Below are 25,087 nucleotides of genomic sequence, written 5' to 3' on the forward strand. Positions count from 1 at the left end.
GGAGTTGAAATCATGGCCCCGAGCGCCATGAGCAGTGGCAATAACACCGATTGGACGAAGTCCCTTTCCGAAGCCCAGCCGGTCCCGTACTGGCTGGAAGATCCCGGCAGGCCCCGCCCGGAGCCCGCGCTCACCGGCGCCGAGACCTGCGACCTGCTGGTCGTGGGCGGCGGCTACAGCGGTCTGTGGACCGCGCTGATCGCCAAGGAGCGCGACCCCCGGCGGGACGTGGTGCTGCTGGAGGGCCGCGAGGTGGGCTGGGCCGCCTCGGGCCGCAACGGAGGCTTCTGCGCGGCCTCCCTCACCCACGGTCTGGCCAACGGGCTCGCCCGCTGGCCGGACGAGATCCACCGGCTCCAGGAGCTCGGCGAGCGCAACCTCGACGAGATCGAGGCGGCGATCGCCCGGCACGGCATCGACTGCGACTTCGAGCGCACCGGCGAGATCGACGTCGCCACCGAGACCTACCAGGCGTGGGAACTGCGGGACTGGTACGAGGATCTTCAACGCCGGGGTCTGGCCGGCGGGGTCGAGTTCCTCGACGCCGACGCCGTCCGCGAGCAGGTGGACTCCCCGACCTTCGAGGCCGGTCTGTACGACCGCCGGGGCGTGGCCATGCTGCACCCCGCGAAACTCGCCTGGGGCCTGAAGCGGGCCTGCGTCCGCCTCGGCGTCCGCGTCCACGAGCACACGCCCGCGCTGACGCTGAAGCCGTACGGCGCCGGCCTCGCCGTCCGCACCCCGTACGGCCGGGTCCGCGCCCGGCAGATCGCGCTCGGCACCAACATCTTCCCGAGCCTGGTCCGACGGGTGCGGGCGTATACCGTCCCGGTCTACGACTACGCCCTGATGACCGAACCGCTGTCGGCCGACCGGCTGGCGTCGATCGGCTGGAAGAACCGGCAGGGGCTCGGCGACTCGGCCAACCAGTTCCACTACTTCCGGCTGTCCGCCGACAACCGGATCCTGTGGGGCGGCTACGACGCGATCTACCCCTACGGCGGCCGGGTGCGCGCCGAGTACGACGACCGGCCGGAGACCTACGCCAAGCTCGCCGGGCACTTCTTCACCTGCTTCCCGCAGCTGGAGGGCGTCCGCTTCACCCACGCGTGGGGCGGTGCGATCGACACCTGCTCGCGCTTCTCGGCGTTCTTCGGCACGGCCCACCAGGGCCGGGTCGCCTACGCCGCCGGGTACACGGGGCTCGGCGTCGGCGCCACCCGGTTCGGCGCCGAGGTGATGCTGGACCTGCTGGCGGGGGAGACCACCGAGCGCACCTCCCTGGAGATGGTCCGCAGGAAGCCGCTGCCCTTCCCGCCCGAGCCCTTCGCCTGGACCGGCATCGCCCTCACCAAGTGGTCGCTGGCGAGGGCGGACGCGCACGGCGGGCGGCGCAACCTGTGGCTGCGGACGATGGACCGGCTGGGGCTCGGCTTCGACAGCTGACGGCCACCGGCGCGGGTACGGCTCCGGCCACCGGCGCGGTGCGGCTCCGGCCGCCGCCGCGCGGTGGGCCGGTTCACCCCAACGGGTGGCCGCAACCCGCGTAATGCCCACCGGGGACCTCCCTCTCCCTCGTGACGCGAACGCGTCCACGCGAGACAAGGGAGGTCTCCTCATGGCTGGGGCGAAGACGGCCGTCGTATGGCTGGCATCCGTCGCACCGGATCCCGGGGCCTGCCGCCGGGAATGGGAGCGCGACCCCCTGGGGGTCGCCCTGCTGCCCGCGGGCAAGGCATGGGACGTACTCATCCTGCCGGGCGGGCTCGGCATTCCCACCCTCGACGTGCTCACCCGCATCCTCGACCGGCCCGGCCCGGTCATGGCCGGCTTCGGCGACGACCGGCTGGGCTTCCTCGTCCCGCCGGGGACGGCCGCCCGCTGGATCGGCACCGGTGTCCGTACGGCCGGGGCCGGCACCTGGATCGTCGTGCCCTGCCCGGGCCGTACGACCGGCACCGTCCGCTGGCTCGTCCCCCCGGACGGCTCCGGCACCCTGACCGACCCGGCCCTCCTCGAACTGGCCATGCACGAGGCGGCGGCGGGCCCGGCGGGAGGCCGGACGCCGGGCCCCACGCCGGAGGGCCCGCTCACGTGAACCACCCCGGCCCGTCGGCGCGGCCGGCCGCCTGCCCCGGCCGGTCGCCCGTGCCGTCGGCCTCGACGGGGCCGCCCGCCTCGGCCGGCTACTCCGCGGCCGTCGCCTTCAGGGCCAGCCACAGTTCCATCCGTACGTCCGGGTCGTCCAGGGAGCGGCCGAGGATCTCCTCCACGCGGCGCATGCGGTAGCGGAGGGTGTGGCGGTGGACGCCCAGGTCGGCCGCCGCGGCGTCCCACTGGCCGTGGCGGGAGAGCCAGGCACGCAGGGAGGCGACCAGGTCGCCCCGGCCGGTCGCGTCGTGTTCGTGGAGGGAGCGCAGCAGACCGTCCGCGAAGGCCCTGACCGCGTCGTCCGCGAGGAGGGGGAGCACCGAGCCCGCCGCGAGCTGCTCGTGCTCGACGAGGACCCGGCCGCGGCGGCGGGCCACGGACAGGGCCTGCTCGGCCTGCTTGTACGCCCCGGCCGCGGCGGTCGGGCCGGACGGCGCGGACAGGCCGACGACCGGCTCGTCGTCGTCGCCGTCGCGCCCGCCCGCCGAGGACCGGGCGTTCTCCAGCGCGGTCGCGTACCGCACGCACGCCGCCACCGTCGCGCCGCCGTCCGCGGCCAGCGCCACCAGCCGGTCGCCCTCGGGCACGACCAGCACGGCCTCCCCGGACCGGGCGGCCGCCGACTCCACGACCTCCGCGAGGTCCCCGGCCGTCTCCCCGGCGCCGGCCGCCGCGCGCGCGTGCGCCGGCTCGGCCACGATCACCCGGAAGGGGGCGTCGAGCAGAGGGCCGTACAGATCCCCGGCGACCGCCCGGGCGTGGTCCGGCTCGCCCGCCAGGAGCATGCGCAGCACCGCCGCGCCGATGCGCTGCTCGGCCGCGTGCAGCGAGCGGGAGCGTTCCGTGGTGAGGGTGAGCAGGGCGATCGCCGAGTGCACCGCGTACCGCTCCGCCGTGCCGAGCGCCGACGCCGTGCCGACCGCGAGGGCCGCGCGCGGCCGGCGGCCGGTGCCCAGGGAGTGCAGTTCGACCCGGTCGTCGTGGTCGGAGAGCTCCGGCCCGCCCGCCACCACCGAGGCGGGCGCCGGCCGCTCCCGCAGCCGTTCCACCTCGGCCGTGAGCCGCGCCGCGCGCCGCGCCGCCCACTCCGGCGCGGCCGCGACGACGGCTCCCGAGGCGTCGTACAGCGCGGCCCACCCGTCGACCTGGGTGGCGAGCGAGGCCAGCAGCCCCTCGGGCCCGTCCGTCAGCGCCTGCCTGGTCAGCTCGCGCTGCGCCGCGAACCCGGCCGTCACCGCCCGGTACTGGTCGGCCGCGATCGCCGCCGACACCGCCTTGCTGATCGCGAGGAAGGGCGTGCGGCGGGGCACCTCCAGCAGCGGCATGCCCACCTCCTCGGCGGCGTCCACGAGTGCCTTCGGGGTCTCCTCGTAGGCGACGCCGACGGCGAAGCCGAGCCCCACCACGCCCGCCCCGGCCAGCCGCTTCACGTAGCGCCGCATGGCCTGGGGGTCCTCCGCGTCCAGTTTCAGCGCGGTGATCAGCAGCAGCTCCCCGCCCTCCATGTACGGCACGGGATCGGCCAGCTCACTGACGTGGGCCCAGCGCACCGGGACGTCCAGGCGGTCCTCGCCCGCCCGCACGGTCAGCTTCAGCGCGGAGTGGTGGACGAGCGAGGCGAGCGTCGGGGGCATGGGGCCTTCAGGTCTGGGGGGCGGTCGTCGGCGGGGGATCCTCCGCGCCGTGCGGGGATCCTCCGCGATGTGCGAGGACCCCCGCGTCGTGCGCGTGATCCCCTGCGGAATCCTCCGCGTCGTACGCGTGGTCCTCTGCCTCGGCCGCGTGATCTTTTGGCCGCTTCGTATGAAGGGCCCAGGGCGATTCTGCCTCACTGGAGGAGTCCTCGCGTTTCCCTTCGGCCCCGCGGGTCCACCGGCTCAGCCCCGCAGGTCCACCAGCAGCGGCGGCGCGTGCTCACCCCCGACGGTCGTCAGGGACAGCACCGCGTGCCCCGGCGGCACCTCGTGCGCCAGCTGCGACGCCGACCACCGTTCCCGCTCGACCTGGCGCACCGTCACCGCGTCCGTGGTCACGGCCTTGCCGGTGACCAGCTTGCGCAGGGCGTGGATCGCGCGGGTCATCGGCTGGTCCGCGAAGACGGTGTGCTTGGCGACCTCCGTCGTCTCCACCCACTCGGTGCCCCAGGTCTGCGCGAACCGGCTGCCGTCCCAGGTGGTGATGCCGGAGAACGCCATCCGGCAGCCCACCGCCGCGTACAGCGGCCCGTGCAGCGCCTCGGGGACGTCGGCGACGGTCCGCAGCGCGAGCACCACGCCCGCGTTCCGCGCGCGCAGCCGCTGGATCCGGCGCACCGAGTCCGCGGTGACGGTCCCCGTCGCGTCGTCGAGGACCAGGCAGGCGAAGTGGGCCCGCCGGCCCTCCCGCACGACGGCGTGGAACTGGGCGAGGACGAGCCGGGTGATCAGCCGGGCGGCCTCCTCGTGGCCGCGCTCGGGCAGGTCGATCCGGACCCGCAGCGGGTGGTGGGCGACGGCGCGCAGCGAGAAGGGCCGGTGCGGGCCGGCCTCCGCCCCGCCCGGTCCGCCGGCCCCGCCGCCGAAGAAGCCGGCGAACACCGGCCGGTTCAGCAGCGCGAGCCGGTCGGCGAGCGCGCGGCCCGCGTCGCCGGGCACGCCGGTCTGCCGTACCCGCGCGTCCAGTTCGCGCCGCATGACCTCGTCACCGGCCACGGCCTCCCGCAGCGCCGACAGCGCCGCCGGTTCGCCCTCCAGCAGCTCGCGCAGGACCGGCAGGGCGGGGAAGCGGCCGTGCGCGGCCCGGTAGGGGCCGAGCAGCTGGGCGAGCGCGGTGGCCGCGCTCTGGCCGTTCACCGTGGCGAGGTCGCCCACCAGCGCCTCGGCGAGCACGGCGGCCGCCTCGTCGGGGTCGTCGCACTCCGCGTACGGGTCCAGGTCGTGGACGGACGAGGGGTCCCCGATCCGTACGATCACGTCGAACGCGGAGTCGGAGCCGAGCGGGCTCCCCGGGGAGGAGACCGCGACGAGCGCGCAGCTCCCGGTCAGCGCCTGGAGGGCCAGCGCCTCGGTCAGCGGCTCGACGAGCGTCCGCGTCTTGCCCGAGCCGGACGGCCCGACCGCCAGCAGCGAGGTGCCCAGCGCCTCCGGCCCGAGCGCGGCGCCCGCGTCGTGGTAGGCGAGGGGGGCGCGCTCGGCGGCCACCCAGCGGCCGATGCGCACCTGGCCCGCCAGCAGGTCGTGGCGGGCGCCGCGCCGGGGCAGGTCACGGTCGCCGGAGGGGTGCGTCCAGGCGGCGCCCGCCTCCCGCAGGACCGCCTCCCGGAAGTCCGGCCGCCGTGCCGCCCACGCGCGCGCGACGCGCGCGCAGTCCACGTCGTTCATCCGCCCGGCCGCGACCTCGGCGGTCAGCACGTCCGCCGCCTCGTACTCGCCGGCGTCCCGCAGCTCGGGCCACTGCGCGCGCGGCCGCTCCACGCCCGCGGGCGCGGTGGCGCCGGGTGCCGTCCGGCGGGCGGCGAGTCGTTCCCTCAGGTACGGCCACCAGCCGCCGAGCAGCGCGAACGGCCACACCACCAGCAGTGTGATCACCGTGTACAGGAAGTCGGTGAAGGCGGGGGAGGCGAACAGCTCGTAGCTGCCGGAGACCAGGACGACGAGCGAGAACAGCGGCGCGACGACCGGCAGGGCGTCCCAGCCGGCCCCGGGGAACGCGTCGGGGAAGACGAAGCTCAGCGCGGCCAGCGCGCACAGCAGGCCGAGCAGCGCCCGGGCCGGCTGCGGCCGCCGGCCGACGACGTGGCGCGCGGCGGCCGCCCAGCCGCCCAGCCGGCCCATCACCCACAGGAGGACGGCGAAGAACACCCCGTCGTAGACCACCCGGGCCTCGGCGCCCTCCATGGTGCGCGCGGAGGCGATCGTGCCGCCCCACCACCAGTCGTCCGGTGTGAACACGCGCAGCAGCGAGAACTGGTACGGGATGGCGCCGCGCCGCCACAGCGACCACAGCACCAGGGCGATCACCAGCGGGATCAGCATGCCGACGACCGTGACGGGCGCCAGCCGCTCCGCCGCGCGCGCGGCCTTCGGCAGCCGGTACCCGAACCGCCAGACGCCGGGCCGCGCGGCCGGACGCGCCTCGTTCAGCCACGCGGCGACGGCGGACGAGGGCGGCTGCACGGCGTGTGCGGCCTGCACGGCGTGCGCGGCCTGCACGGCGTGTGCGGCCTGCGGGGTCTGCGCGGCATGCGCACCCGGCGCGGGCTGGGCACCCTGCGCGGGCTGGGCACCCTGCGCGGGCTGGGCACCCTGCGCGGGCTGGGCACCCTGCGCGGCCCGCTCGGCCTCCTGGGCCCATGGGCCCCGCCGGTCCGGCTCGGCGCCTCCGGTCCACCCCGCCGCCGGGTGCGGCGCCGCACCCGGCGGGCCGGCCGGCCGCGGCGGCACCGCGGGCGGTCCCGGCGGCATCGCCGGAGGTCCCGGCGGTCCCACGGGCGGTCCCGGCGGTCCCACGGGCGGTCCCGGCGGTCCCACGGGCGGTCCCGGCGGTCCCGCGGGGCGCTGTGGCGGCCCCGCCGGGCGCGGCACAGGATTGGTGTGCGTACCCCGTGCGTCCTGCGTCCCGTCGCTGTCCATCGCCCCTGCCCCCTGACCAGCCGCTCCGTCCGTCATCGCCGAGTCAATCTAACGCCCCGGCAGGGAGAGTCCACCGCTTACGCGGCCGGGGCGGCTGCCCGGCGGGGCCGGCCACCCGCCGACCGGCTATGTCCACCGCGGACAACCGGCACCGCCGACAACGCCCACATGGAGCATGCCCACCCCCCGCCCGCCGCCCTAGCCTGCGAGAAAAGAAGCACTGCGTCCGAACACCGCACCCCCGGGAACACCCCGGACCGCGCACATCCCGGACCACCCGGTACGCAAGATCATCAGGGAGCCCTCCATGACCGCACTTCCGCAGGAGCGCCGCGTCGTCACCGCCATCCCCGGCCCGAAGTCGCAGGAGCTGCAGGCCCGCCGTACCGCCGCGGTCGCGCAGGGCGTGGGGTCCGTGCTGCCGGTGTTCACCGCGCGCGCGGGCGGCGGCGTCATCGAGGACGTCGACGGCAACCGCCTCATCGACTTCGGCTCCGGCATCGCGGTGACCAGCGTGGGCGCGTCCGCCGAGGCCGTCGTGCGCCGTGCCTCCGCGCAGCTCGCCGACTTCACCCACACCTGTTTCATGGTCACCCCCTACGAGGGCTACGTCGAGGTCGCCGAGGCCCTCGCCGAGCTCACCCCGGGTGACCACGCCAAGAAGTCCGCGCTGTTCAACAGCGGCGCCGAGGCCGTCGAGAACGCCGTGAAGATCGCCCGTGCGTACACCAAGCGGCAGGCCGTCGTCGTCTTCGACCACGGCTACCACGGCCGGACCAACCTCACCATGGCGCTGACGGCGAAGAACATGCCGTACAAGCACGGCTTCGGCCCGTTCGCGCCCGAGGTCTACCGCGTCCCGGTCGCCTACGGCTACCGCTGGCCGACCGGTGCCGAGAACGCCGGCCCCGAGGCCGCCGCGCAGGCCATCGACCAGATCACCAAGCAGGTCGGGCCGGACAACGTGGCCGCGATCATCATCGAGCCGGTGCTCGGCGAGGGCGGCTTCATCGAGCCGGCCAAGGGCTTCCTGCCGGCGATCCGGCGGTTCGCCGCCGACAACGGCATCGTCTTCGTCGCCGACGAGATCCAGTCCGGCTTCTGCCGCACCGGCCAGTGGTTCGCCTGCGAGGACGAGGGCATCGTCCCCGACCTGATCACCACCGCCAAGGGCATCGCGGGCGGTCTGCCGCTCGCCGCCGTCACCGGCCGAGCCGAGATCATGGACGCCGCCCACGCGGGCGGCCTGGGCGGCACCTACGGCGGCAACCCGGTGGCCTGCGCGGGCGCGCTCGGCGCGATCGAGACGATGAAGGAGCTCGATCTCAACGCCCGGGCGAAGCACATCGAGGCGATCATGAAGGGCCGCCTGACCGCCATGGCCGAGAAGTTCGACGTCATCGGCGACGTGCGCGGCCGCGGCGCGATGATCGCCATCGAGCTGGTCAAGGACCGCACGACCAAGGAGCCGAACCCCGAGGCGACCGCCGCGCTCGCCAAGGCCTGCCACCAGGAGGGCCTGCTGGTCCTGACCTGTGGCACCTACGGCAACGTGCTGCGTTTCCTGCCGCCGCTGGTGATCGGCGACGACCTGCTGGGCGAAGGGCTCGACATCATCGAGCAGGCCTTCGCCCGTATCTGAGCGGGCCCTTCGCACCCGGTCCGGGAGCCACGGGATTCCGGGCCGGGCAGAGCGTGTGAAGAAGGTGTGCGAGGTGGATGGCGGGAGACGGAACGCTCTGTCGTCCCGGCAGTCACTGCCGTAGGTTCTCCCCAGATGAGAGATACACCCCCACCCGCGGGCGACCGCGGGTGAACCCGGGCCGGAGCCTCCCCAGCTTCGACCTGGTCGTGCCTCGCGCACACGGACGGAGCCTCTGGCTCCGGATCTCCTCACCGATCGGACAGTCGTCCGCCCCAGACCCCCCGGGGCGGCCGGCGTTCCGGTCCGGACGGCCACCCCGGAACCATCCCCCCTGTTCCGGGGTGGCCGACCTCCTTCTCAGGCGCAGACCACGCAAAGACGGACCCCGGACCCGCTCCGGGGTCTTTACCACGCCCCCGGTCGCGCCCGCACCTCCCGGCAGCCCTCCCCGCCCCCGACTGGCAAGCTGGGGTCCATGTCGACCCGCCTCCGCCGGCGGACCGAGGACGCGCACGCGTCGCCGGACGCCGGGACGCCGGCTCCGCGCCCCGGCCTCCTCGCCCTCCTGTTCGGCCTGCCCGCCCTCCTCTTCGCGCTGCTCACCTGGCAGGTCGTCGCCGACGGCCCGCTGCTGCGGGTGGACGAACGCCTCAGCCGGGCGCTCGTCCACCGGGACCAGGTCAGCGAACTCCTCGCCGACCTGGGCAATGTGTCGGTCGCGGTGCCCGTGCTGGTGCTGGTCGTCTGGTACACCGCCCGGCGGGCGAGGGCGGCGGGCGCCGGGCGCTGGTGGCTGCCGCCCGTCGCCGTGACGGCGCTGATGGCGCTGATGCCGCTGATCGTCCTCCCGCTGAAGGAGTGGACGGACCGGCCGGGCACGCCCGCCGTGCCGCCGGCCACCGGGTACTACCCCTCCGGGCACACGGCGACGGCGGCCCTCGCCTACGGCTGCGCCGCACTGGTCCTGCTGCCCTGGCTGGTCACCGCGCTCGCGCGCCGCGCGGTCACCGCCACGGCCGCCGCCCTCGTCGCGGCCGTCTCCTTCGGACTGGTCCGCCAGGGCTACCACTGGCCGTCGGACGTGGCGGCCAGCTGGTGCCTCGGCGCGGTGCTGCTGGGCGCACTGTGGCTGCTGCTGCGCCGCCTCGCGCGGTAGCCCCGTTCCGGGCGCCCGGGCTGAGTCGGGTGCCCGTGCTCGGCAGCGTGCCCGCGCTGAGCCACAGGCCGGTCGGCCGCGGTCGGCCGACCGCGCCAAAGCGGCGCACCCCCGACCCGCACCACTACGTCCCGGACAAACGCCCTTCCGCCTCCCCGCCCCTACGGTGGACCAGGAAATCCAGCACACCCCACTACGCGGAAGGGCCGGGACTCGACTATGACTTCCACCCACGCCTTCTGGCTCGCCGGCCGCCAGGCCACCGGCGAGGACAGCTTCGACGTCACCTCGCCGTGGGACGGCCGTCTCGTCGGCCGGGTCGGCGTGCCGACGGATGCGCAGGTCGAGGAGGCCGTGGCCGCCGCGTACGCCGTGCGGGACGAGTTCGCCGCCACCCCGGCCCACGTCCGCGCCGCCGCCCTGGACCACGTCGGCAAGCGGCTCGTCGAGCGCACCGAGGAGATCGCGCAGCTGATCTCCGCCGAGAACGGCAAGCCGATCAAGTGGGCGCGCGGTGAGGTCGGCCGGGCGGTCTCCGTCTTCCGGTTCGCCGCCGAGGAGGCCCGCCGGTTCAACGGCGGCGAGGCCCAGCGGCTCGACACCGACGCCGGCGGCCAGGGCCGTCTCGCCCTCACCCGGCGCTTCCCCAAGGGCGTGGTGCTCGGCATCGCGCCGTTCAACTTCCCGCTGAACCTGTGCGCCCACAAGGTCGCCCCGGCCATCGCCGCCGGAGTGCCCATCATCCTCAAGCCGGCCCCGGCCACACCGCTCTCCGGTCTGGTCATCGGCGAGCTGCTCGCCGAGACCGAGCTGCCCGCCGGCTCCTGGAGCATCCTGCCGGTCGCCAACGACCGCATGCCCGCCCTCGTCCAGGACGAGCGGCTGCCGGTCATCTCCTTCACCGGCTCCGAGAAGGTCGGCTACGCGATCATGGACTCGGTGCCGCGCAAGCACTGCACCCTGGAGCTGGGCGGCAACGGCGCGGCCGTCGTCCTCGGCGACTGGGCGAGCGACGCGGACCTGGACCGGGCCGCCACGCGCATCGCCACGTTCTCCAACTACCAGGGCGGTCAGTCCTGCATCTCCGTGCAGCGGGTGATCGCCGACGCGTCGGTGTACGACCGGCTGCTGCCGCGCATCGTCGCCGCCGTCGAGGCGCAGGCCACCGGCGACCCGTCCGACGACGGCACCGACGTCGGCCCGCTGGTCAGCGAGGACGCGGCCAAGCGCGTCGAGACCTGGGTGGACGAGGCCGTCGCCGCGGGCGCGACCCTGCTCACCGGCGGCAAGCGCGACGGCGCCTCCTACGCGCCGACCGTCCTCACCGACGTACCGGCGGACGTCACGATCGCCTGCGAGGAGGTCTTCGGGCCGGTCCTCACCGTGCGCAGGGTGGACGGCGAGGCCGAGGCGTTCGACGCCGTCAACGACTCCAAGTACGGCCTTCAGGCGGGCGTGTTCACCCATGACCTCCAGGTCGCCTTCCGCGCCCACCGCGCGCTGGAGGTCGGCGGTGTCGTCATCGGCGACGTCCCGTCCTACCGCGCCGACCAGATGCCGTACGGCGGTGCCAAGCAGTCCGGGGTGGGCCGCGAGGGCGTGCGGTTCGCGATGGACGACTACACCTACGAGCGGGTTCTGGTCCTCACCGGACTCGCCCTCTGACCCAGGTCCCCGCCCCACCCCGGCTGACCCAGGTCCCCGCCCCACCCCGGCTGACCCAGGTCCCCGCCCCCGGCCGGCGGGAGCCGTTCCCGCGCCCGGCCGGTCCTCGACGCGCGAGCGCCGTCCCCGAAGGGGCCCGGCACCGGAGTTCACCGGTGCCGGGCCCCTTCTCCGCGCCGGCCTCGTCCGGACCCTCAACCGGAGAAGCCGACGAGCGCGAGCCGCAGCGGGCCGCGCAGCTCGATCCGCAGATCGCGCACCCCGTCCGCGCTGAACGGGGCGTCGAGGGTGGTGTAGTCGTACGGGCCCGGCGTGGGCGTGCCGAGCGTCAGCACCGCCCGGGCCGGACCGCCGTCCAGGAAGACCTCGACCGTGCCCTCGCCGGCCACCTCCACGCTCACCGCCGTCGTGCCGCTCCCGAAGTCGCAGGCACGGTAGACCAGTTCGCCCGTGCCGCCGGCCGCCGGCGTCACCGCGTCCCCCGCCGCCTTGGCCCGGTCCACGATCTCGGTCCCGCTCTGCTCGTCGAAGCCGACGGCGGCCAGTCCCTCGCGCAGGACGGGACGCGGGACGGCCGCCTCGCCGTCGAGCGTCACCGTCGCCCGCAGCCGGACGTCCTCGCTGGACGCGCCGACCAGCAGGTCGTACGGGCCCGGTTCGCGGCGCAGGCCACCCCGGGCCACGTCCCAGAACGCGAAGGCGGACAGCGGCACCTCGAAGGAGACCTCCTGCCGCTCGCCCGGGGCCAGCGTGAGCCGGCGGTGGTCCAGCAGCTCACGGCGCGGGCGGGGGACCGACGGCTCCACCGCGCGGGCGTAGAGCTGGGCGACCTCGTCGGCGGTCACGTCCCCCGTGTTGGTCACCGTGAAGGAGACCCGCGCCACGTCCTCCCCGACGGCCACCGCCAGCCCGGCGTAGGCGAAGGACGCGTAGGACAGGCCGTGCCCGAACGGGAACAGCGGGGTGCCCTCGAAGTACAGGTACGTCTGGCGGGAGCCGATCACGTCGTAGTCGAGCAGGTCGGGCAGGTCCGCGTCGTCGGCGTACCAGGTCTGCGGCAGCCGGCCCGCAGGGGAGACGTCACCGGCCAGCACCCGCGCCAGGGCGGTCCCCGCGGCCTGCCCGCCGTGCGCGGTCCACAGCACCGCGGACAGGGTGCCCGGCTCGACCGCGTACGGGTACGCCGACGTCAGGACCAGCACCGTGCGCGGGTTCGCGCTCCGGGCCGCCGCCAGCAGGCGCTCCTGGTGCGGCGGCAGCCGCAGGGTCGTACGGTCCTCGGTCTCGCGGCCGTTGATGTGCGGGTCGTTGCCCGCCACCACCACGACCACGTCGGCCCCGGCGGTGACCCGGGTCACCGCGTCCTCACCGCTTTCGACGACGATGAGCTCGAAGACCTCGGGATTCTCCTCGGCAACCTTCACGCCGTCGGCGGTGACACAGACGTGGCGACCCGTTCCCAGGTGCCGCAGGAGGTGACCGTTTCCATGGGCTTCGAGGCGGAACGTCTCCTGCACCACCCAGCCGCCGGGCTGGTCGGCGGAGGCGCGCAGGAAGCCGTCGTCGGCGACCGAGAGGTACCGGCCGTCGGGCGCGCGCAGGGTGAGGACGCCCTCCCCCCAGTCGGCCAGCGCCAGCTCGGTGCCCGACGCGCCGGTGGTCAGCGGGGGCAGGTCGGTGCGGCCCGCGAGCAGCGCCGGGTCCAGGGCGCCCTCGGCGCCGCGCACCGCGTCGGCGGCCTCGGGGGCGGGCGGCACCGTCAGGAACGCTCCCGAGGCGGTCCTCAGCAGGACCCGGTCGGTGCCCTCGGCGAACTCCACCCGCTCGGCGCCGAACCGCTCGTACAGCCCCTCCAGCGGGGTGGAGCGGTGGATCAGGGTGCCGCTGTACCAGTCGAGCTTGCACTCGTCGGCGAGCAGGCCCACCACGGCGAGCCGGGTGCCGGCGGCCAGCGGCAGCACACCGTCGTTGCGCAGCAGCACCACGGCCTGCTCGGCGGCCTCCTGGGCGAGGGCCCGGTGGGCCGGGGTGTCGAACGCGCCGGTGCCCGCGTGCGGGTCCTCGCCCGGGTCGAACTCGCCGAGCCGGAAGCGGACCGAGAGCTGGCGGCGGACCGCCGCGTCGACGTCGGCCTCGGTCAGCAGCCCCCGCTCCAGGGCGCCCCGCACCCGCGCGGTGATCTTCGAGCCGTCCGTGCCGTGGTCGGTGAAGCTGTCCACGCCGGCGGTCAGCGAGGCCGCCGTCGCCTCCTCGTGGGTGTCGAAGTAGTGCTCGGAGTCGACCAGGTTGGAGGGGGCGCCCGCGTCCGAGCAGACCAGCAGCTCCTCCTCCGTCCAGGTCCGCAGCTGCTCGCGCAGGTACGGGGAGACGTGGTTGGGGCGGCCGTTGACCAGGTTGTACGCGGGCATCACGCCGGCCACCGCGCCCGCCTCGACCGTCTCCCGGAAGGCGCGCAGGTCGTACTCGTGCAGCACGCGCGGGCGGACCGAGGAGGAGGTGACGTCCCGGCCGGTCTCGTTGTTGTGGGCCAGCCAGTGCTTGAGGACCGGGGCCGTGCGCCAGTACGTCGGATGTTCTCCGCGCAGACCGTGCGTGTAGGCGGTGGCGATGGCGGAGGTGAGCTTCGGGTCCTCCGAGTAGCCCTCCTCGTTGCGGCCCCACAGGGGGTGGCGCAGCAGGTTGACCGTGGGCGACCAGACATTGAGGCCGACGCGCTCGTCCCGGGCCCGCATCGCGCGCACCTCCCGGGAGACGGCGTCGCCGACCCGGCGCACCAGCTCCGGGTTCCAGGTCGCGCCCAGCCCCACGGCCTGCGGGAACACCGTCGCCGGGCCCATCCAGGCCACGCCGTGCAGCGCCTCCTGGCCGGTGCGGAACGCGGCGACGCCGAGCCGCTCCACGGCCGGGGCGAACTGGTGCAGGAAGGAGACCTTCTCCTGCGGGGTCAGCCGCGACAGCAGATCGTCGATGCGCTTCGCGAACGGCAGGTGCGGATCGCGGAAAGGCGGCGTGGGCGGCGTGGGTGCGGTCACGTGGTGATCCCTTTGCACTGGAGCGAGCAGGCGCTTTCGAAGCGCTTCGATGCTCAGTCGGCCGCAGGGTGGGTGTCAAGACATTCCTCGGCAACAACTCCGACTCACGGGCGGCATTTCAAGCCGTACATGAGCACGCACCGAACCCGCACACCTCGGAGGAATCTTGGAAGCGACCCTTGTGCACCCCCATCCCTTCACTTAACCTCGCAGCAACATCGAAGCGCTTCGACGATCCTTCCGGTGTACGGAGTCGCCGCCACGGGGCGGGTAATCCTCCGACGACCGGGGACGGGAACCGCTTCAGCTCAGCCAGTTCCACTCGAGACACCGCAGCCGACGGCCACCGCCGGGTGTCCTGGTGCGCCATGAAGGGTTGACGCAATGACGCCGAACGCCGCTTCCGCCTCCTCCGGCCCCAGCCGGAGAAGCTTCCTCGCCTCCACGGCGGTCGCCACCGCAGCGGTGGCCGGAGGGATGCCGTTGCTCGCCGCCTGCGGCGGTACGGACAGCGGTTCGCGCGACGGCACCACGTCGGGCAAGGACGCCAAGAAGCTCCTGCCGGCCTACGTCGCCTCCAACGTGGTGACGCCCGACATCCCGTCCAAGAACGGCTCCTCGATCGGCTTCACCAGCAAGCTGGACCTGGCCGGCCTCAAGACCTCGGTGCCGAAGAAGCTGGGCAAGGGCGGCAAGGTCACCGTCATGTCGCCGTTCTGGGGCTCCCCGCCGAAGTCGGACAACGCCTACTACAAGGCCATGAACGACCTGATCGGCGTCGACGTCGCCTGGCAGAACCAGGACGGCAACACCTACGAGCAGAAGCTCGGCGCGGTCCTCGCCTCCAGCGACGTGCCGGACATGGTGGTCGTCCCCGGCTGGAACATGAACGGCAGGATACCCAGCGCCATCATCGGCAAGTTCGCCGATCTCGGCCCCTACCTCTCCGGCGACGCCGTCAAGGACTACCCGAACCTCGCGGCGATCCCCACCGACGCCTGGCAGCGCTCCCTCTTCGGCGGCAAACTGCGCGGGCTGCCGATGCCCTCGGCGTACGTCTCCAACATCGTGCCCCTCTACCGCAAGGACATCTTCGACAAGGAGGGGTACGCCGTCCCCACCACCGCCGCCGAGTTCTACGCCCTGGCCAAGGAGATCACCAACGCCAAGGCCAAGCGGTGGGCCTGTCTCGACATGAAGTGGACCGCCTGGAACATGTTCGGCGTCCTCTCCGGAGACGAGAAGGCGCTCGGCTGGAACGTCGTCGACGGCAAGCTGATCAACCGCATCGAGACCCAGGAGTACCTGGAGGCGATCGAGTGGACGCGCAAGCTGTTCGCCGACGAACTCGTGCACCCCGACGCCGAGCTGGGCAAGAGCAACGCCACCGACGCGGGGCCGAAGTTCGCGGCCGGCGAGTTCCTCATCTACAACCAGGACATCTCGCAGTGGTACAGCCGCACCGCCGAACAGGCCACGCAGAACCCGGAGTTCGAGGTGTGGGGCATGGACCTCTTCGCCCACGACGGGGGCACGCCCACCTTCTGGGCCAAGAACCCGGCCAGCATCTTCGCCTTCGTCAACAAGAACGCGTCCGAGTCGGTCATCCGTGACGCGCTGGCCGTCGCCAACGTCACCGCCGCGCCGTACGGCACCAAGGAGTTCATGATGACCAACTACGGCGTCGAAGGCACCCACTACACCCTCAAGGACGGCGTCCCGGTCAAGAACGACCAGGGCAACATCGACGTCCTGAACGCCTATGTGATGATCGCCAGCCCCGCCTCGACCCTCGCCCACCCCGACTTCCCCGAGGTCGCCAGGGGGCAGGTCGAGTGGCAGCAGAAGGTCGGCGCCGCCACCAAGAAGTCCTCCTTCTACGGCATGCAGATCACCGAGCCCACCCGCTACACCAACCTCTACAACGACTTCGAGCAGCTCGAGGACGACATCATCCGCGGCCGCAAGAAGATCGGCGACATGCAGCAGGCCGTCTCCGACTGGAAGAGCCAGGGCGGAGACAAGCTGCGCGACTGGTACCAGAAGCTGCTCGACGACAACGGCTCGTCGGCGAGCTGATCCGGTACCGAGGCAAGGAGAACGGCCGTGTCGCACAGCACGGTGCCCCGGAGCGGGACCGAGACCAGCACGCCGGAGAAGAACGACGAGACCCCGGTGGCGCCCGACGACGCCACCGGCACCCGGCGGGAACGACAGCAGGGGAAGCTCAGCCTGCGGCTCAGGTTCAGACGCGACCGCGTCCTGCTCCTGATGACCCTGCCGGCCGTCCTGCTGGTCCTGCTCTTCAACTACGTGCCGATCCTCGGCAACCTCGTCGCCTTCCAGGAGTACGACCCCTACATCAGCGACAACGGGGTCGTCTCCATCCTGCACAGCCCCTGGGTGGGCCTGGAGAACTTCCAGCGGATCTTCGAGGACTCCGCCTTCTGGGACGCCCTGCGCAACACGCTGGTGCTGTTCGTGCTCCAGCTGGTGCTCTACTTCCCGATCCCGATCCTTCTCGCGCTGCTCATCAACAGCGTGGTCAGGCCCCGGGTGCGGGCGATCTCGCAGGCGATCCTCTACCTGCCGCACTTCTTCTCGTGGGTGCTCGTCATCGCCGTCTTCCAGCAGCTGTTCGGCGGCGCCGGCCTGCTCTCCCAACTGCTGCGCCAGCACGGCTACGACGGTCTCGACATCATGACCGACCCCGAGACCTTCAAGTACCTCGTCACCGCGCAGAGCGTGTGGAAGGACGCCGGCTGGGGGATCATCGTCTTCCTCGCCGCGCTCGCCTCGGTCCCCCCGGACCTCTACGAGGCCGCCGCGATGGACGGGGCGAACCGCTGGCGCCGCATGTGGCACGTGACCCTGCCCGCGCTGCGCCCGGTGATCGCCCTGCTGCTGGTGCTGCGCGTCGGTGACGCCCTCACCGTCGGCTTCGAACAGATCCTCCTCCAACGGGAGGCCGTCGGACCGGGCGCGGCGGAGGTCCTCGACACCTTCGTCTGGTGGAACGGCGTGCGCAACCAGGACTTCGGCTACGCGGCCGCCGCCGGACTGATCAAGGGCGTGGTGAGCCTCGGACTGGTCCTGGCCGCGAACAAGGTGGCCCATCTGATGGGCGAGCAGGGGGTGTACAAGAAGTGAGTGCCGTGATCGACAAGCCGATCGACAAGCCGACGGGCAAGCCGGCGGACGGGCCCGGCCGCTGGGGCGCACCGCCGCGCCCGGTGTGGGAGGAGAAGCCCACCCGCGTGGGCCTGGCGGGCAAGGGACTGGTCCTCGGACTGGCCTGCTTCGCCATCCTCTTCCCGCTGTGGATCGTCGTCGTCACCAGCCTCTCCTCGCGCCGGACGATCGACGAGGCGGGCGGCCTGGTGATGATCCCCAAGGGCATCACCTTCGTCGCCTACCAGGAGCTGCTCAGCGGCGGCCAGGTGACCCGCGCTGCGGTGATCAGCGTGCTGATCACGGTCGTCGGTACGGCGTTCTCGATGACGGTGTCCGTGCTGTGCGCGTACGGACTCTCCCGCACGGGTTCGCTCGGCCACCGCTGGCTGCTGATGATCCTGCTGGCGACGATGTTCTTCAGCGCCGGCCTGATCCCCACCTACCTCCTGGTGCAGTCGCTGGGCCTGACCGACACCTACCTCGCGCTGATCCTGCCGAGCGCGATCAGCGTCTTCAACATCCTCGTCCTGCGCGGGTTCTTCATGGGGATCTCGCAGGAACTGATCGACAGCGCCCGGATCGACGGGGCGGGGGACGTACGGATCCTGTGGCGGATCGTGATGCCGCTGTCCCGGGCGGTCCTCGCGGTCATCACCCTGTTCTACGCCGTCGGCTACTGGAGCGCCTGGTTCAACGCCTCGCTGTACCTCAACGACCAGGACATGATGCCGTTGCAGAACGTCATGATCCAGCTCGTGCAGAAGCAGGAGGCCCCGGTCGGCCTGGGCCAGGCCATCAAGACCGGAGAACTGTCCGGGCTGGCCGTGCAGATGGCCGTCATGGTGATGGCGCTGCTGCCGGTGGCGGTGCTGTCGCCGTTCGTGCAGAGGCACTTCAAGAAGGGGATGCTGACGGGCGCGGTGAAGGGCTGACGCCGGTGCCGGTGCCGTGTCGTGCCGAGGGATGGTGCCGGTGCCGTGCCGAGGGGTGGTGCGGGTCGGCGTACGGCCGCGGGCCGTCGGTGGCCGGTCGCGCAGTTCCCCGCGCCCCTAGGGGGTGCGGTCACGCTCCCCGCGGCCGCAGCCACCCGCGGTGCCGGGCCGCGCACCCCACCCCCCGGCACCAGCCCCCGCACCCGACAACCCACGTTCACGAACCCGACCCCTGCGAGGTAACCCCCATGCTCAGCCGCCGCACCGTCCTCGCCGGCACGGCAGCCGCCGCCGCGCTCACCACGCTCCCGGTGGGGCAGGGGCGTGCCCACGCGGCCGTGAGTGCCGTGCCCTACCGCTGGCGCAACGCCGTCATCGGCGGCACCGGCTTCATCACCGGCGTCCTCTTCCACCCGGCCGTCAAGGGCCTCGCCTACGCCCGCACCGACATCGGCGGCGCCTACCGCTGGGACGACCGCGCGGCCCGCTGGACCCCGCTGACCGACCACCTCGGCTGGGACGACTGGAACCTCCTCGGCGTCGAGGCCCTCGCCGTCGACCCGGCCCACCCCGACCGCCTCTACCTCGCCGTCGGTACCTACGCCCAGTCCTGGGCCGGCACCGGCGCGGTCCTGCGCTCCGAGGACCGCGGCGCCACCTGGAGCCGCACCGACCTCACCGTGAAGCTCGGCGCCAACGAGGACGGCCGGGGCGCCGGTGAACGCCTGCTCGTCGACCCGCGCGACAGCGACACCCTGTGGCTGGGCACACGGCACGACGGGCTCCTCCGGTCGACGGACCGGGGCGCGACATGGGCCGCCGTCCCCGGCTTCCCCGCCGGCGCGAGCGCCGGCGGCCAGGGCGTCACCCTCCTCGTCGCCGCCGGCCGCGCCGTCTACGCCGGCTGGGGCGACGGGGACGGCACCTCCGCGAACCTCTTCCGCACCACGGACGGCACCATCTGGGACGCCGTCCCCGGGCAGCCCGCCGGCACCGCCGCCAAGGTGCCGGTCCGCGCCGCGTACGACCGGCACACCCGCGCGCTGTACGTGACGTACGCCGACGCGCCCGGCCCCAACGGCCAGTCCGACGGCAGCGTGCACAAGCTGGCCACGGCCACCGGCACCTGGACCGAGGTCACGCCCGTGCGGCCCGGCGGGACCACGGCCGACGGCGGCACCGACTCCTTCGGCTACGGCGGCGTCGCCGTCGACGCCCGCCGCCCCGGCACCGCCGTCGTCTCCACCAACAACCGCTGGGCGGCGGTCGACACCCTGTACCGCACCACCGACGGCGGCCGCACCTGGACGTCCCTGAAGGACACCGCCGTCCTCGACGTGTCGGAGACCCCCTACCTCAAGTGGGGCGAGGAGCAGCCGAAGTTCGGCTGGTGGATCCAGGCCCTCGCCGTCGACCCGTACGACTCCCGGCACATCGTGTACGGCACCGGCGCCACCCTCTACGGCACCCGCGACCTGAGGAACTGGGCCCCGCAGATCCGCGGCCTGGAGGAGGCGTCCGTGGTCCAGCTGGTGTCGCCCCCGGCGGGCGAGGCACACCTGCTGAGCGGCTCGCGGGACATCGGCGTCATGTACCACGAGAAGCTCACCGCGTCCCCGTCGCGCGGCATGGCCACCAACCCCGTGTCCGGGTCGGCGACGGGACTCGCGCAGGCCGCGGCCAGACCGTCGTACGTCGTCCGCACCGGGTGGGGCGACCACGGCAACGGGGCGTACTCCCACGACGGCGGGGTGACCTGGGCGCCCTTCGCCAGCCAGCCCGCCCTCGCGAAGGACGCTCCGGGGCCGATCGCCACCAACGCCGACGGCAGCGCGCTGCTGTGGTCCTTCGTGCACTGGGACGGCACGAAGTACGCCGCCCACCGCTCCACGGACAACGGCACGACCTGGTCCGAGGTCCCCTCCTTCCCGAAGGGCGCCACGCCGGTCGCCGACCCGGCCGACCCCACGCTCTTCTACGCGTACGACACCGACACGGGAACGCTCCTCGCCAGCACGGACAGCGGCCGCACCTTCACCGCGCGGGCGACCGGTCTGCCCTCCGGCGACAGCCAGTTCAAGCTGGTCGCGGCCCCGGGCCGGTCCGGTGACCTGTGGCTGAGCGCCAAGTGGAACGGTTTGTACCGGTCCACCGACGGCGGCGCGACCTTCTCGAAGATCGACAGCTGCCGGTCCTCGTACACCCTCGGCTTCGGCAAGGCCGCCGACGGCGCCGACTACCCGGCGCTCTACCAGGTCGGCGCCACGGAGACCATCACCGCCGTCCACCGCTCCGACGACGGGGCGAAGAGCTGGGTGCGCGTCAACGACGACGCCCACCAGTGGGGCTGGACCGGCGAGACGATCACCGGCGACCCGCGCGTGTACGGCCGGGTCTACCTGGCCACCAACGGGCGCGGCATCCAGTACGGGGAGCCCCTGCGATGACATCCGAGAACAGGCCGACGCTGCACGACGCCACCCGGGGCCGCGTCCTCTTCGGCGGCGACTACAACCCCGAGCAGTGGCCGGAGGAGACCTGGCACGAGGACGTCCGCCTCATGCGGGACGCGGGCGTCACCTGCGTCACCCTCGGCGTCTTCTCCTGGGCGAAGCTCGAACCGACGCCCGGAGCGCGCGAGTTCGGCTGGCTGGACCGGCTGATGGACCTGATGCACGACAACGGCATCGGCGTCGTCCTCGCCACCCCCACCTCCTCCCCGCCCCCGTGGCTGGGCCGGCTCCACCCCGACACCCTGCCCCGCACCGAGGACGGCCGCACCGAGTGGTGGGGCGGCCGCCAGCACTTCTCGCACTCCAGCGCCACCTACCGCCGGCACGCCGCCGCCATCACCGAGGACCTGGCCGCCCGCTACGGCGCCCACCCCGCCCTCATCATGTGGCACATCAACAACGAGTACTGCACCTACGACTACGGCGACGAGGCCGCCGCCGCCTTCCGCCGCTGGCTGCGCGACAAGTACGGCACCCTCGACGCCCTCAACACCGCCTGGGGCACCGCCTTCTGGAGCCAGGGCTACGACACCTGGGACGGCGTCCTGCCGCCGCGCACCCCGCACTACCTGAGCAACCCCACCCAGGTGCTGGACTTCCGCCGCTTCACCTCCGACATGCTGCTGGAGTGCTACACCGCCGAACGCGACATCGTGGCCCGGCACACCCCGCACATCCCGGTCACCACCAACTTCATGCCGCTGTTCTTCGGCATCGACGCCTGGCGCTGGGCCGAGGAGGAGGACGCCGTCTCCGTCGACCTCTACCCCGACCCGCGCGACCCGCTCGGCCCGCAGCACGGCGCCCTCGTCCAGGACCTCACCCGCTCGCAGGCCCGCGGGCCCTGGATGCTGATGGAACAGGCCGCCGGCGCGGTCAACTGGCGCGGCGTCAACCACCCCAAGCCGCGCGGCCTGAACCGCCTGTGGTCCCTCCAGGCCGTCGCCCGCGGCGCCGACGCCGTCTGCTACTTCCAGTGGCGCCAGTCCCGCCAGGGAGCGGAGAAGTTCCACTCCGGGATGGTCGGCCACGCGGGGGAGCGGGGCCGCACCTACCAGGAGACCCGGCAGCTCGGCGCCGACCTCGCCCGGATCGGCCCCGAGGCGGCGGGCGGCGGCGTCCGCGCCGGCATCGCCGTGCTGCACGACTGGCACTCCTGGTGGGCGAGCTCCCAGGACGGCCGCCTCTCGGACCGCGTCGACCACCCGGTCGTCCTGCACGCCTGGCACCGCGCCCTGTGGGAGGCGCACCTCACCACCGACTTCGCCCACCCCGAGCACGACCTCACCGGATACCGGCTGGTCGTCGTCCCGCAGCTCTACCTCCTCACCGACGCGGCGATCGACAACCTGCTCGCCTACGTCCGGGGCGGCGGCACCCTCGTCAGCGGCTTCCTGACCGGCGTCGCCGACGAGGACGACCGGGTCCGCGCCGGAGGCATGGACGCCCGGCTGCGCGAGCTGTTCGGCATCCGCGTCCTGCACGAGTGGTGGCCGCTGGAGCAGGGCGAGACCGTCGCCTGCGACGGCTTCGCCGGCACCCTGTGGTCGGAGGAGATCGAGGCCGACGTGGACACGGTCGCCGAGACGATCCCCTACAAGGGCGGCGAACTCGACGGGCTGCCCGCCGTCCTGCGCACCGGCCGCGCCTGGTACGTCTCCACACTGCCGGAGCCGGACGCCCTGCGCGCCCTGCTCACCCGGATCGCCGCCGGGGCCGGCGTCCGCCCCGTGCTCGACGGCCTCCCGGCGGACGTCGAGGCCGTACGCCGCGGTGAGCTGCTGTTCCTCCTGCACCACGGACGCGAGCCGGTCACGGTCGAGGTGCCCGGCACCCACACCGACCTCCTCACCGGCGCCACGGTCACCGACACCCTCACCCTCGGCCGCTACGGAGCGGCGGTACTGCGCCCATGAGACCCACGACACCCACGACACCCGCCCCTCCCGCGGCGCCTCCGGCCGGCCCGGCATCCGGCCCCGGCCACCACCCCGGCCACCACCCCGGCCCCGTCCACGGAACCTGGGAGCCCCACCCCGCCGCCCGCTGGGAGGACGGCTTCCTCAGCGGCAACGGCCACCACGGCGCCCTCGTGTCCGGTGACCCGGACGACGACCGTGTCGTCGTCACGCACCACACCCTGGTCCGCCCCAACGGCGGCGAACACGCCCGGCCCCCGGAGCTCGCCGCCGGCCTGCGCGCCCTCCAGGACCGGCTGCTCGCCGGAGACCTCACGGCCGCCGAGGGCTTCACGGACGGCCGGCCGCTCCAGTGGGTGCAGCCGTTCCACCCCGCCTTCCAGACCCGCCTGCGCCGCCCGCCCGCGGACCGGGCCGGATACCGCCGTGCCGTCGACTTCGCCACCGGCGAGACCACCGCCACCGACGGCGACTGGACCAGCCGCGTCTTCGTCTCCCGCGCGGACGACGTGATCGTCCAGTACGTCACCGGCCGCGACCTCACCCTCGACCTCACCCTGGACCACCGGCTCCCCGGCGCGCCGGCCGGGCTGGCCGTCGGCCACGGCACCCTCCTCACCCCCGAGGGCGCCGCCCTCACCCTGCGCGCCCGCTACCCGGACAGCGACCGCGCGTACACCGGCGTCACCGTCGTCGCGGTCACCGGCGGCCGGGTGTCCCTCGCCGCGCCGGGCGCCCGCGTCGAGGGCGCCGGCGCCGTCCTCCTCCTCACCCGGGTCCGCCGCCACACCGGCGAGGGCGACGTCACCGAGGAGACCCGCGCCCTGCGGACCCTCCTCGCGGAGCACACGTACGAGGAACTGCTCGACCGCCACACCGCACAGCACCGCACCGCCTACGAACGGGTCACGCTCGACCTCGGCGGCGACGCCGGCGAACGCGCCCTGCCCGGCTCGGAGCTGCTGGAGCGGCCGTCCGCAGCGGCCCTGCTGGAGCGGCTCTTCGCGGCCGGCCGCTACCACCTGCTCAGCGCGAGCGGTCTGTACCCGCCCCGGCTCACCGGCCTGTGGACGGGCGACTGGGACACCGCCTGGGCGGGCGCGTTCACCACGGACGCCAACGTCAACCTCCAGACGGCGTCCGCGGCCGCCGCCGCCCTGCCCGAGGTGACCGAGGCGCTCGCCTCCCTGATCCACGGCCAGCTCCCGGACTGGCGGGAGAACGCCCGCGCGATCTTCGGCGCCCGGGGCGTCGTCGCCCCGCCGCACACCGACGGCGAGTCCGGGCTGACGTACCACTTCAGCCGCGAGTACCCGCTGCACCTGTGGACCGCCGGCGCCGACTGGCTGCTCGGGCCGCTCGTCGACCACGACGACACCCGCGGCGAGCGCGACCCGCGCACCGCCGCCGCGCTCGCCGAGGTCGCCGCCTTCTACGAGGACTTCCTCACCCGCACCGACGAGGACGGACGGCTCGTCGTCGTCCCCTCCTACTCGCCGGAGAACCGGCCCACGGGCGGGAGCTGGGGCGCCCTCAACGCGGCCATGGACCTCTCCGCGGCCCGCCACGCGCTGCTCACCGCCGCCGCCTACCACCCGGCGGACGCCGCCCGGCTGCGCGCCCTCGCCGACCGCCTCCCCGCGCACCGGACCAACGCCGACGGCGCCCTCGCCGAATGGGCCTGGCCCGGCCTCGACGACACCTACGACCACCGCCACCTCAGCCACCTCTACGCCGTCTGGCCCCTCGACGAGATCAATCCCTACGACACCCCGGACCTCGCGGCCGCCGCCCACCGGGCCCTGGAACTGCGCGGCGCCGAGAACGACTCGGCCCACGGCCACCTCCACCACGCCCTCGTCGCGGCCCGGCTGCGCGACGGCGAACGGGTCGCGCACGCCCTCGGCCAGGTCCTCGACGGCAACTTCTTCCACGCCTCGCTGATGAGCGCGCACTACCCGAACCGGGACGTCTACAACGCGGACGCCGCGCACACCCTGCCCGGCGTGCTGATCGAGATGCTCGTGCAGTCCACCCCGGACCGCCTGGTCCTGCTGCCCGCGCTGCCGGCGGCGTACCGGCAGGGGCGGCTGCGGGGCGTCCGTACCCGGTTCGGAGCCGAGATCGACCTCACCTGGAACCCCGACGGCGCCACCGCGGTGATCCGCCCCACGCGCAGCCACCGCGTCGACGTCCGGACTTCCTCCGGCGCGCAGCCGCTCGACCTCGTCGCCGGAGAAGACCACGTCCTCCGTCTGGAGGCGTGGTAATCCCCCGCACCTCCCCCCAC

14 protein-coding genes are annotated in these 25,087 nt (G+C 73.8%); 11 read left to right on the forward strand and 3 right to left on the reverse strand.

Annotated features, from left to right (window positions below; genetic code table 11):
- The first annotated feature begins 12 nt into the window (after positions 1 to 12).
- Together ACFV9M_RS33880 and ACFV9M_RS33885 are read left to right on the forward strand one after the other, a co-directional pair.
- Positions 13 to 1,446, forward strand: a complete 1,434-nt coding sequence (locus ACFV9M_RS33880) for an NAD(P)/FAD-dependent oxidoreductase (RefSeq protein ID WP_385074902.1) — start codon at positions 13 to 15, stop codon at positions 1,444 to 1,446.
- A 172-nt stretch (positions 1,447 to 1,618) separates the two neighbouring features.
- Positions 1,619 to 2,098 (forward strand): hypothetical protein, encoded by a 480-nt coding sequence (locus tag ACFV9M_RS33885; protein WP_385074904.1) that lies wholly within the window; start codon positions 1,619 to 1,621, stop codon positions 2,096 to 2,098.
- Positions 2,099 to 2,186: 88 nt separating this feature from the next.
- On the opposite strand, the gene ACFV9M_RS33890 is transcribed toward ACFV9M_RS33885, so the two are convergent.
- Together ACFV9M_RS33890 and ACFV9M_RS33895 are read right to left on the reverse strand one after the other, a co-directional pair.
- Complete coding sequence (locus tag ACFV9M_RS33890) at positions 2,187 to 3,785, reverse strand: PucR family transcriptional regulator (RefSeq protein ID WP_385074907.1); 1,599 nt, start codon at positions 3,783 to 3,785, stop codon at positions 2,187 to 2,189.
- A 243-nt stretch (positions 3,786 to 4,028) separates the two neighbouring features.
- Entirely contained in the window at positions 4,029 to 6,761 is a 2,733-nt protein-coding gene (locus ACFV9M_RS33895; RefSeq protein ID WP_385102621.1) for an ATP/GTP-binding protein, read from the reverse strand.
- A 307-nt stretch (positions 6,762 to 7,068) separates the two neighbouring features.
- On the opposite strand from ACFV9M_RS33895, the gene gabT reads away from it, so the two are divergent.
- The 3 genes from gabT (at position 7,069) to ACFV9M_RS33910 (ending at position 11,227) form a co-directional block, all read left to right on the forward strand.
- A complete protein-coding gene (gene gabT / locus ACFV9M_RS33900) occupies positions 7,069 to 8,403 on the forward strand; it encodes a 4-aminobutyrate--2-oxoglutarate transaminase (RefSeq protein ID WP_385074916.1) in 1,335 nt (444 codons plus the stop codon).
- A 478-nt stretch (positions 8,404 to 8,881) separates the two neighbouring features.
- Positions 8,882 to 9,562 carry a phosphatase PAP2 family protein gene (locus tag ACFV9M_RS33905; RefSeq protein ID WP_385074919.1) on the forward strand — a complete coding sequence of 227 codons (681 nt, stop codon included), beginning with the start codon at positions 8,882 to 8,884 and terminating at the stop codon, positions 9,560 to 9,562.
- A 219-nt stretch (positions 9,563 to 9,781) separates the two neighbouring features.
- Positions 9,782 to 11,227, forward strand: a complete 1,446-nt coding sequence (locus ACFV9M_RS33910; protein ID WP_385074921.1) for an aldehyde dehydrogenase family protein — start codon at positions 9,782 to 9,784, stop codon at positions 11,225 to 11,227.
- 194 nt (positions 11,228 to 11,421) lie between these two features.
- Here ACFV9M_RS33910 and ACFV9M_RS33915 read toward each other — a convergent pair whose 3' ends face one another.
- On the reverse strand, positions 11,422 to 14,259 hold the full coding sequence (locus ACFV9M_RS33915; protein WP_385074923.1) for a glycoside hydrolase family 3 C-terminal domain-containing protein: 2,838 nt from the start codon (positions 14,257 to 14,259) through the stop codon (positions 11,422 to 11,424).
- A gap of 384 nt (positions 14,260 to 14,643) precedes the next feature.
- Here ACFV9M_RS33915 and ACFV9M_RS33920 point away from each other — a divergent pair, with 384 nt between their 5' ends.
- The 6 genes from ACFV9M_RS33920 (at position 14,644) to ACFV9M_RS33945 (ending at position 25,067) form a co-directional block, all read left to right on the forward strand.
- Complete coding sequence (locus tag ACFV9M_RS33920) at positions 14,644 to 16,338, forward strand: extracellular solute-binding protein (RefSeq protein WP_385074926.1); 1,695 nt, start codon at positions 14,644 to 14,646, stop codon at positions 16,336 to 16,338.
- 27 nt (positions 16,339 to 16,365) lie between these two features.
- The gene (locus tag ACFV9M_RS33925; RefSeq protein ID WP_385074928.1) at positions 16,366 to 17,409 is read left to right on the forward strand and encodes an ABC transporter permease; all 1,044 of its coding nucleotides are present in this window, start codon (positions 16,366 to 16,368) and stop codon (positions 17,407 to 17,409) included.
- The gene (locus tag ACFV9M_RS33930) at positions 17,406 to 18,365 is read left to right on the forward strand and encodes a carbohydrate ABC transporter permease (RefSeq protein WP_385074931.1); all 960 of its coding nucleotides are present in this window, start codon (positions 17,406 to 17,408) and stop codon (positions 18,363 to 18,365) included. Before ACFV9M_RS33925 ends, ACFV9M_RS33930 begins: the two co-directional genes overlap by 4 nt.
- A gap of 248 nt (positions 18,366 to 18,613) precedes the next feature.
- The gene (locus ACFV9M_RS33935) at positions 18,614 to 20,812 is read left to right on the forward strand and encodes a 1,4-beta-glucanase (RefSeq protein WP_385074933.1); all 2,199 of its coding nucleotides are present in this window, start codon (positions 18,614 to 18,616) and stop codon (positions 20,810 to 20,812) included.
- Positions 20,809 to 22,794, forward strand: a complete 1,986-nt coding sequence (locus ACFV9M_RS33940) for a beta-galactosidase (protein ID WP_385074935.1) — start codon at positions 20,809 to 20,811, stop codon at positions 22,792 to 22,794. The genes ACFV9M_RS33935 and ACFV9M_RS33940 overlap by 4 nt, the downstream gene beginning before the upstream one ends.
- Complete coding sequence (locus ACFV9M_RS33945) at positions 22,791 to 25,067, forward strand: glycoside hydrolase N-terminal domain-containing protein (RefSeq protein WP_385074938.1); 2,277 nt, start codon at positions 22,791 to 22,793, stop codon at positions 25,065 to 25,067. Before ACFV9M_RS33940 ends, ACFV9M_RS33945 begins: the two co-directional genes overlap by 4 nt.
- Positions 25,068 to 25,087: the final 20 nt, after the last annotated feature.

The organism is Streptomyces sp. NPDC059895 (assembly GCF_042731035.1).
In the GTDB taxonomy this organism is placed as follows: domain Bacteria; phylum Actinomycetota; class Actinomycetes; order Streptomycetales; family Streptomycetaceae; genus Streptomyces.

What these genes read in the sequence shown, in the direction of transcription:
- ACFV9M_RS33880 (WP_385074902.1), top strand. Translation starts at nt 13, where the DNA reads ATGGCCCCGAGCGCCATGAGCAGTGGCAATAACACCGATTGGACGAAG.
- ACFV9M_RS33945 (WP_385074938.1), top strand. Translation starts at nt 22,791, where the DNA reads ATGAGACCCACGACACCCACGACACCCGCCCCTCCCGCGGCGCCTCCG.
- ACFV9M_RS33935 (WP_385074933.1), top strand. Translation starts at nt 18,614, where the DNA reads ATGCTCAGCCGCCGCACCGTCCTCGCCGGCACGGCAGCCGCCGCCGCG.
- ACFV9M_RS33895 (WP_385102621.1), bottom strand. Translation starts at nt 6,761, where the DNA reads ATGGACAGCGACGGGACGCAGGACGCACGGGGTACGCACACCAATCCT.
- ACFV9M_RS33885 (WP_385074904.1), top strand. Translation starts at nt 1,619, where the DNA reads ATGGCTGGGGCGAAGACGGCCGTCGTATGGCTGGCATCCGTCGCACCG.
- ACFV9M_RS33920 (WP_385074926.1), top strand. Translation starts at nt 14,644, where the DNA reads ATGACGCCGAACGCCGCTTCCGCCTCCTCCGGCCCCAGCCGGAGAAGC.
- ACFV9M_RS33905 (WP_385074919.1), top strand. Translation starts at nt 8,882, where the DNA reads ATGTCGACCCGCCTCCGCCGGCGGACCGAGGACGCGCACGCGTCGCCG.
- ACFV9M_RS33940 (WP_385074935.1), top strand. Translation starts at nt 20,809, where the DNA reads ATGACATCCGAGAACAGGCCGACGCTGCACGACGCCACCCGGGGCCGC.
- ACFV9M_RS33910 (WP_385074921.1), top strand. Translation starts at nt 9,782, where the DNA reads ATGACTTCCACCCACGCCTTCTGGCTCGCCGGCCGCCAGGCCACCGGC.
- gabT (WP_385074916.1), top strand. Translation starts at nt 7,069, where the DNA reads ATGACCGCACTTCCGCAGGAGCGCCGCGTCGTCACCGCCATCCCCGGC.
- ACFV9M_RS33890 (WP_385074907.1), bottom strand. Translation starts at nt 3,785, where the DNA reads ATGCCCCCGACGCTCGCCTCGCTCGTCCACCACTCCGCGCTGAAGCTG.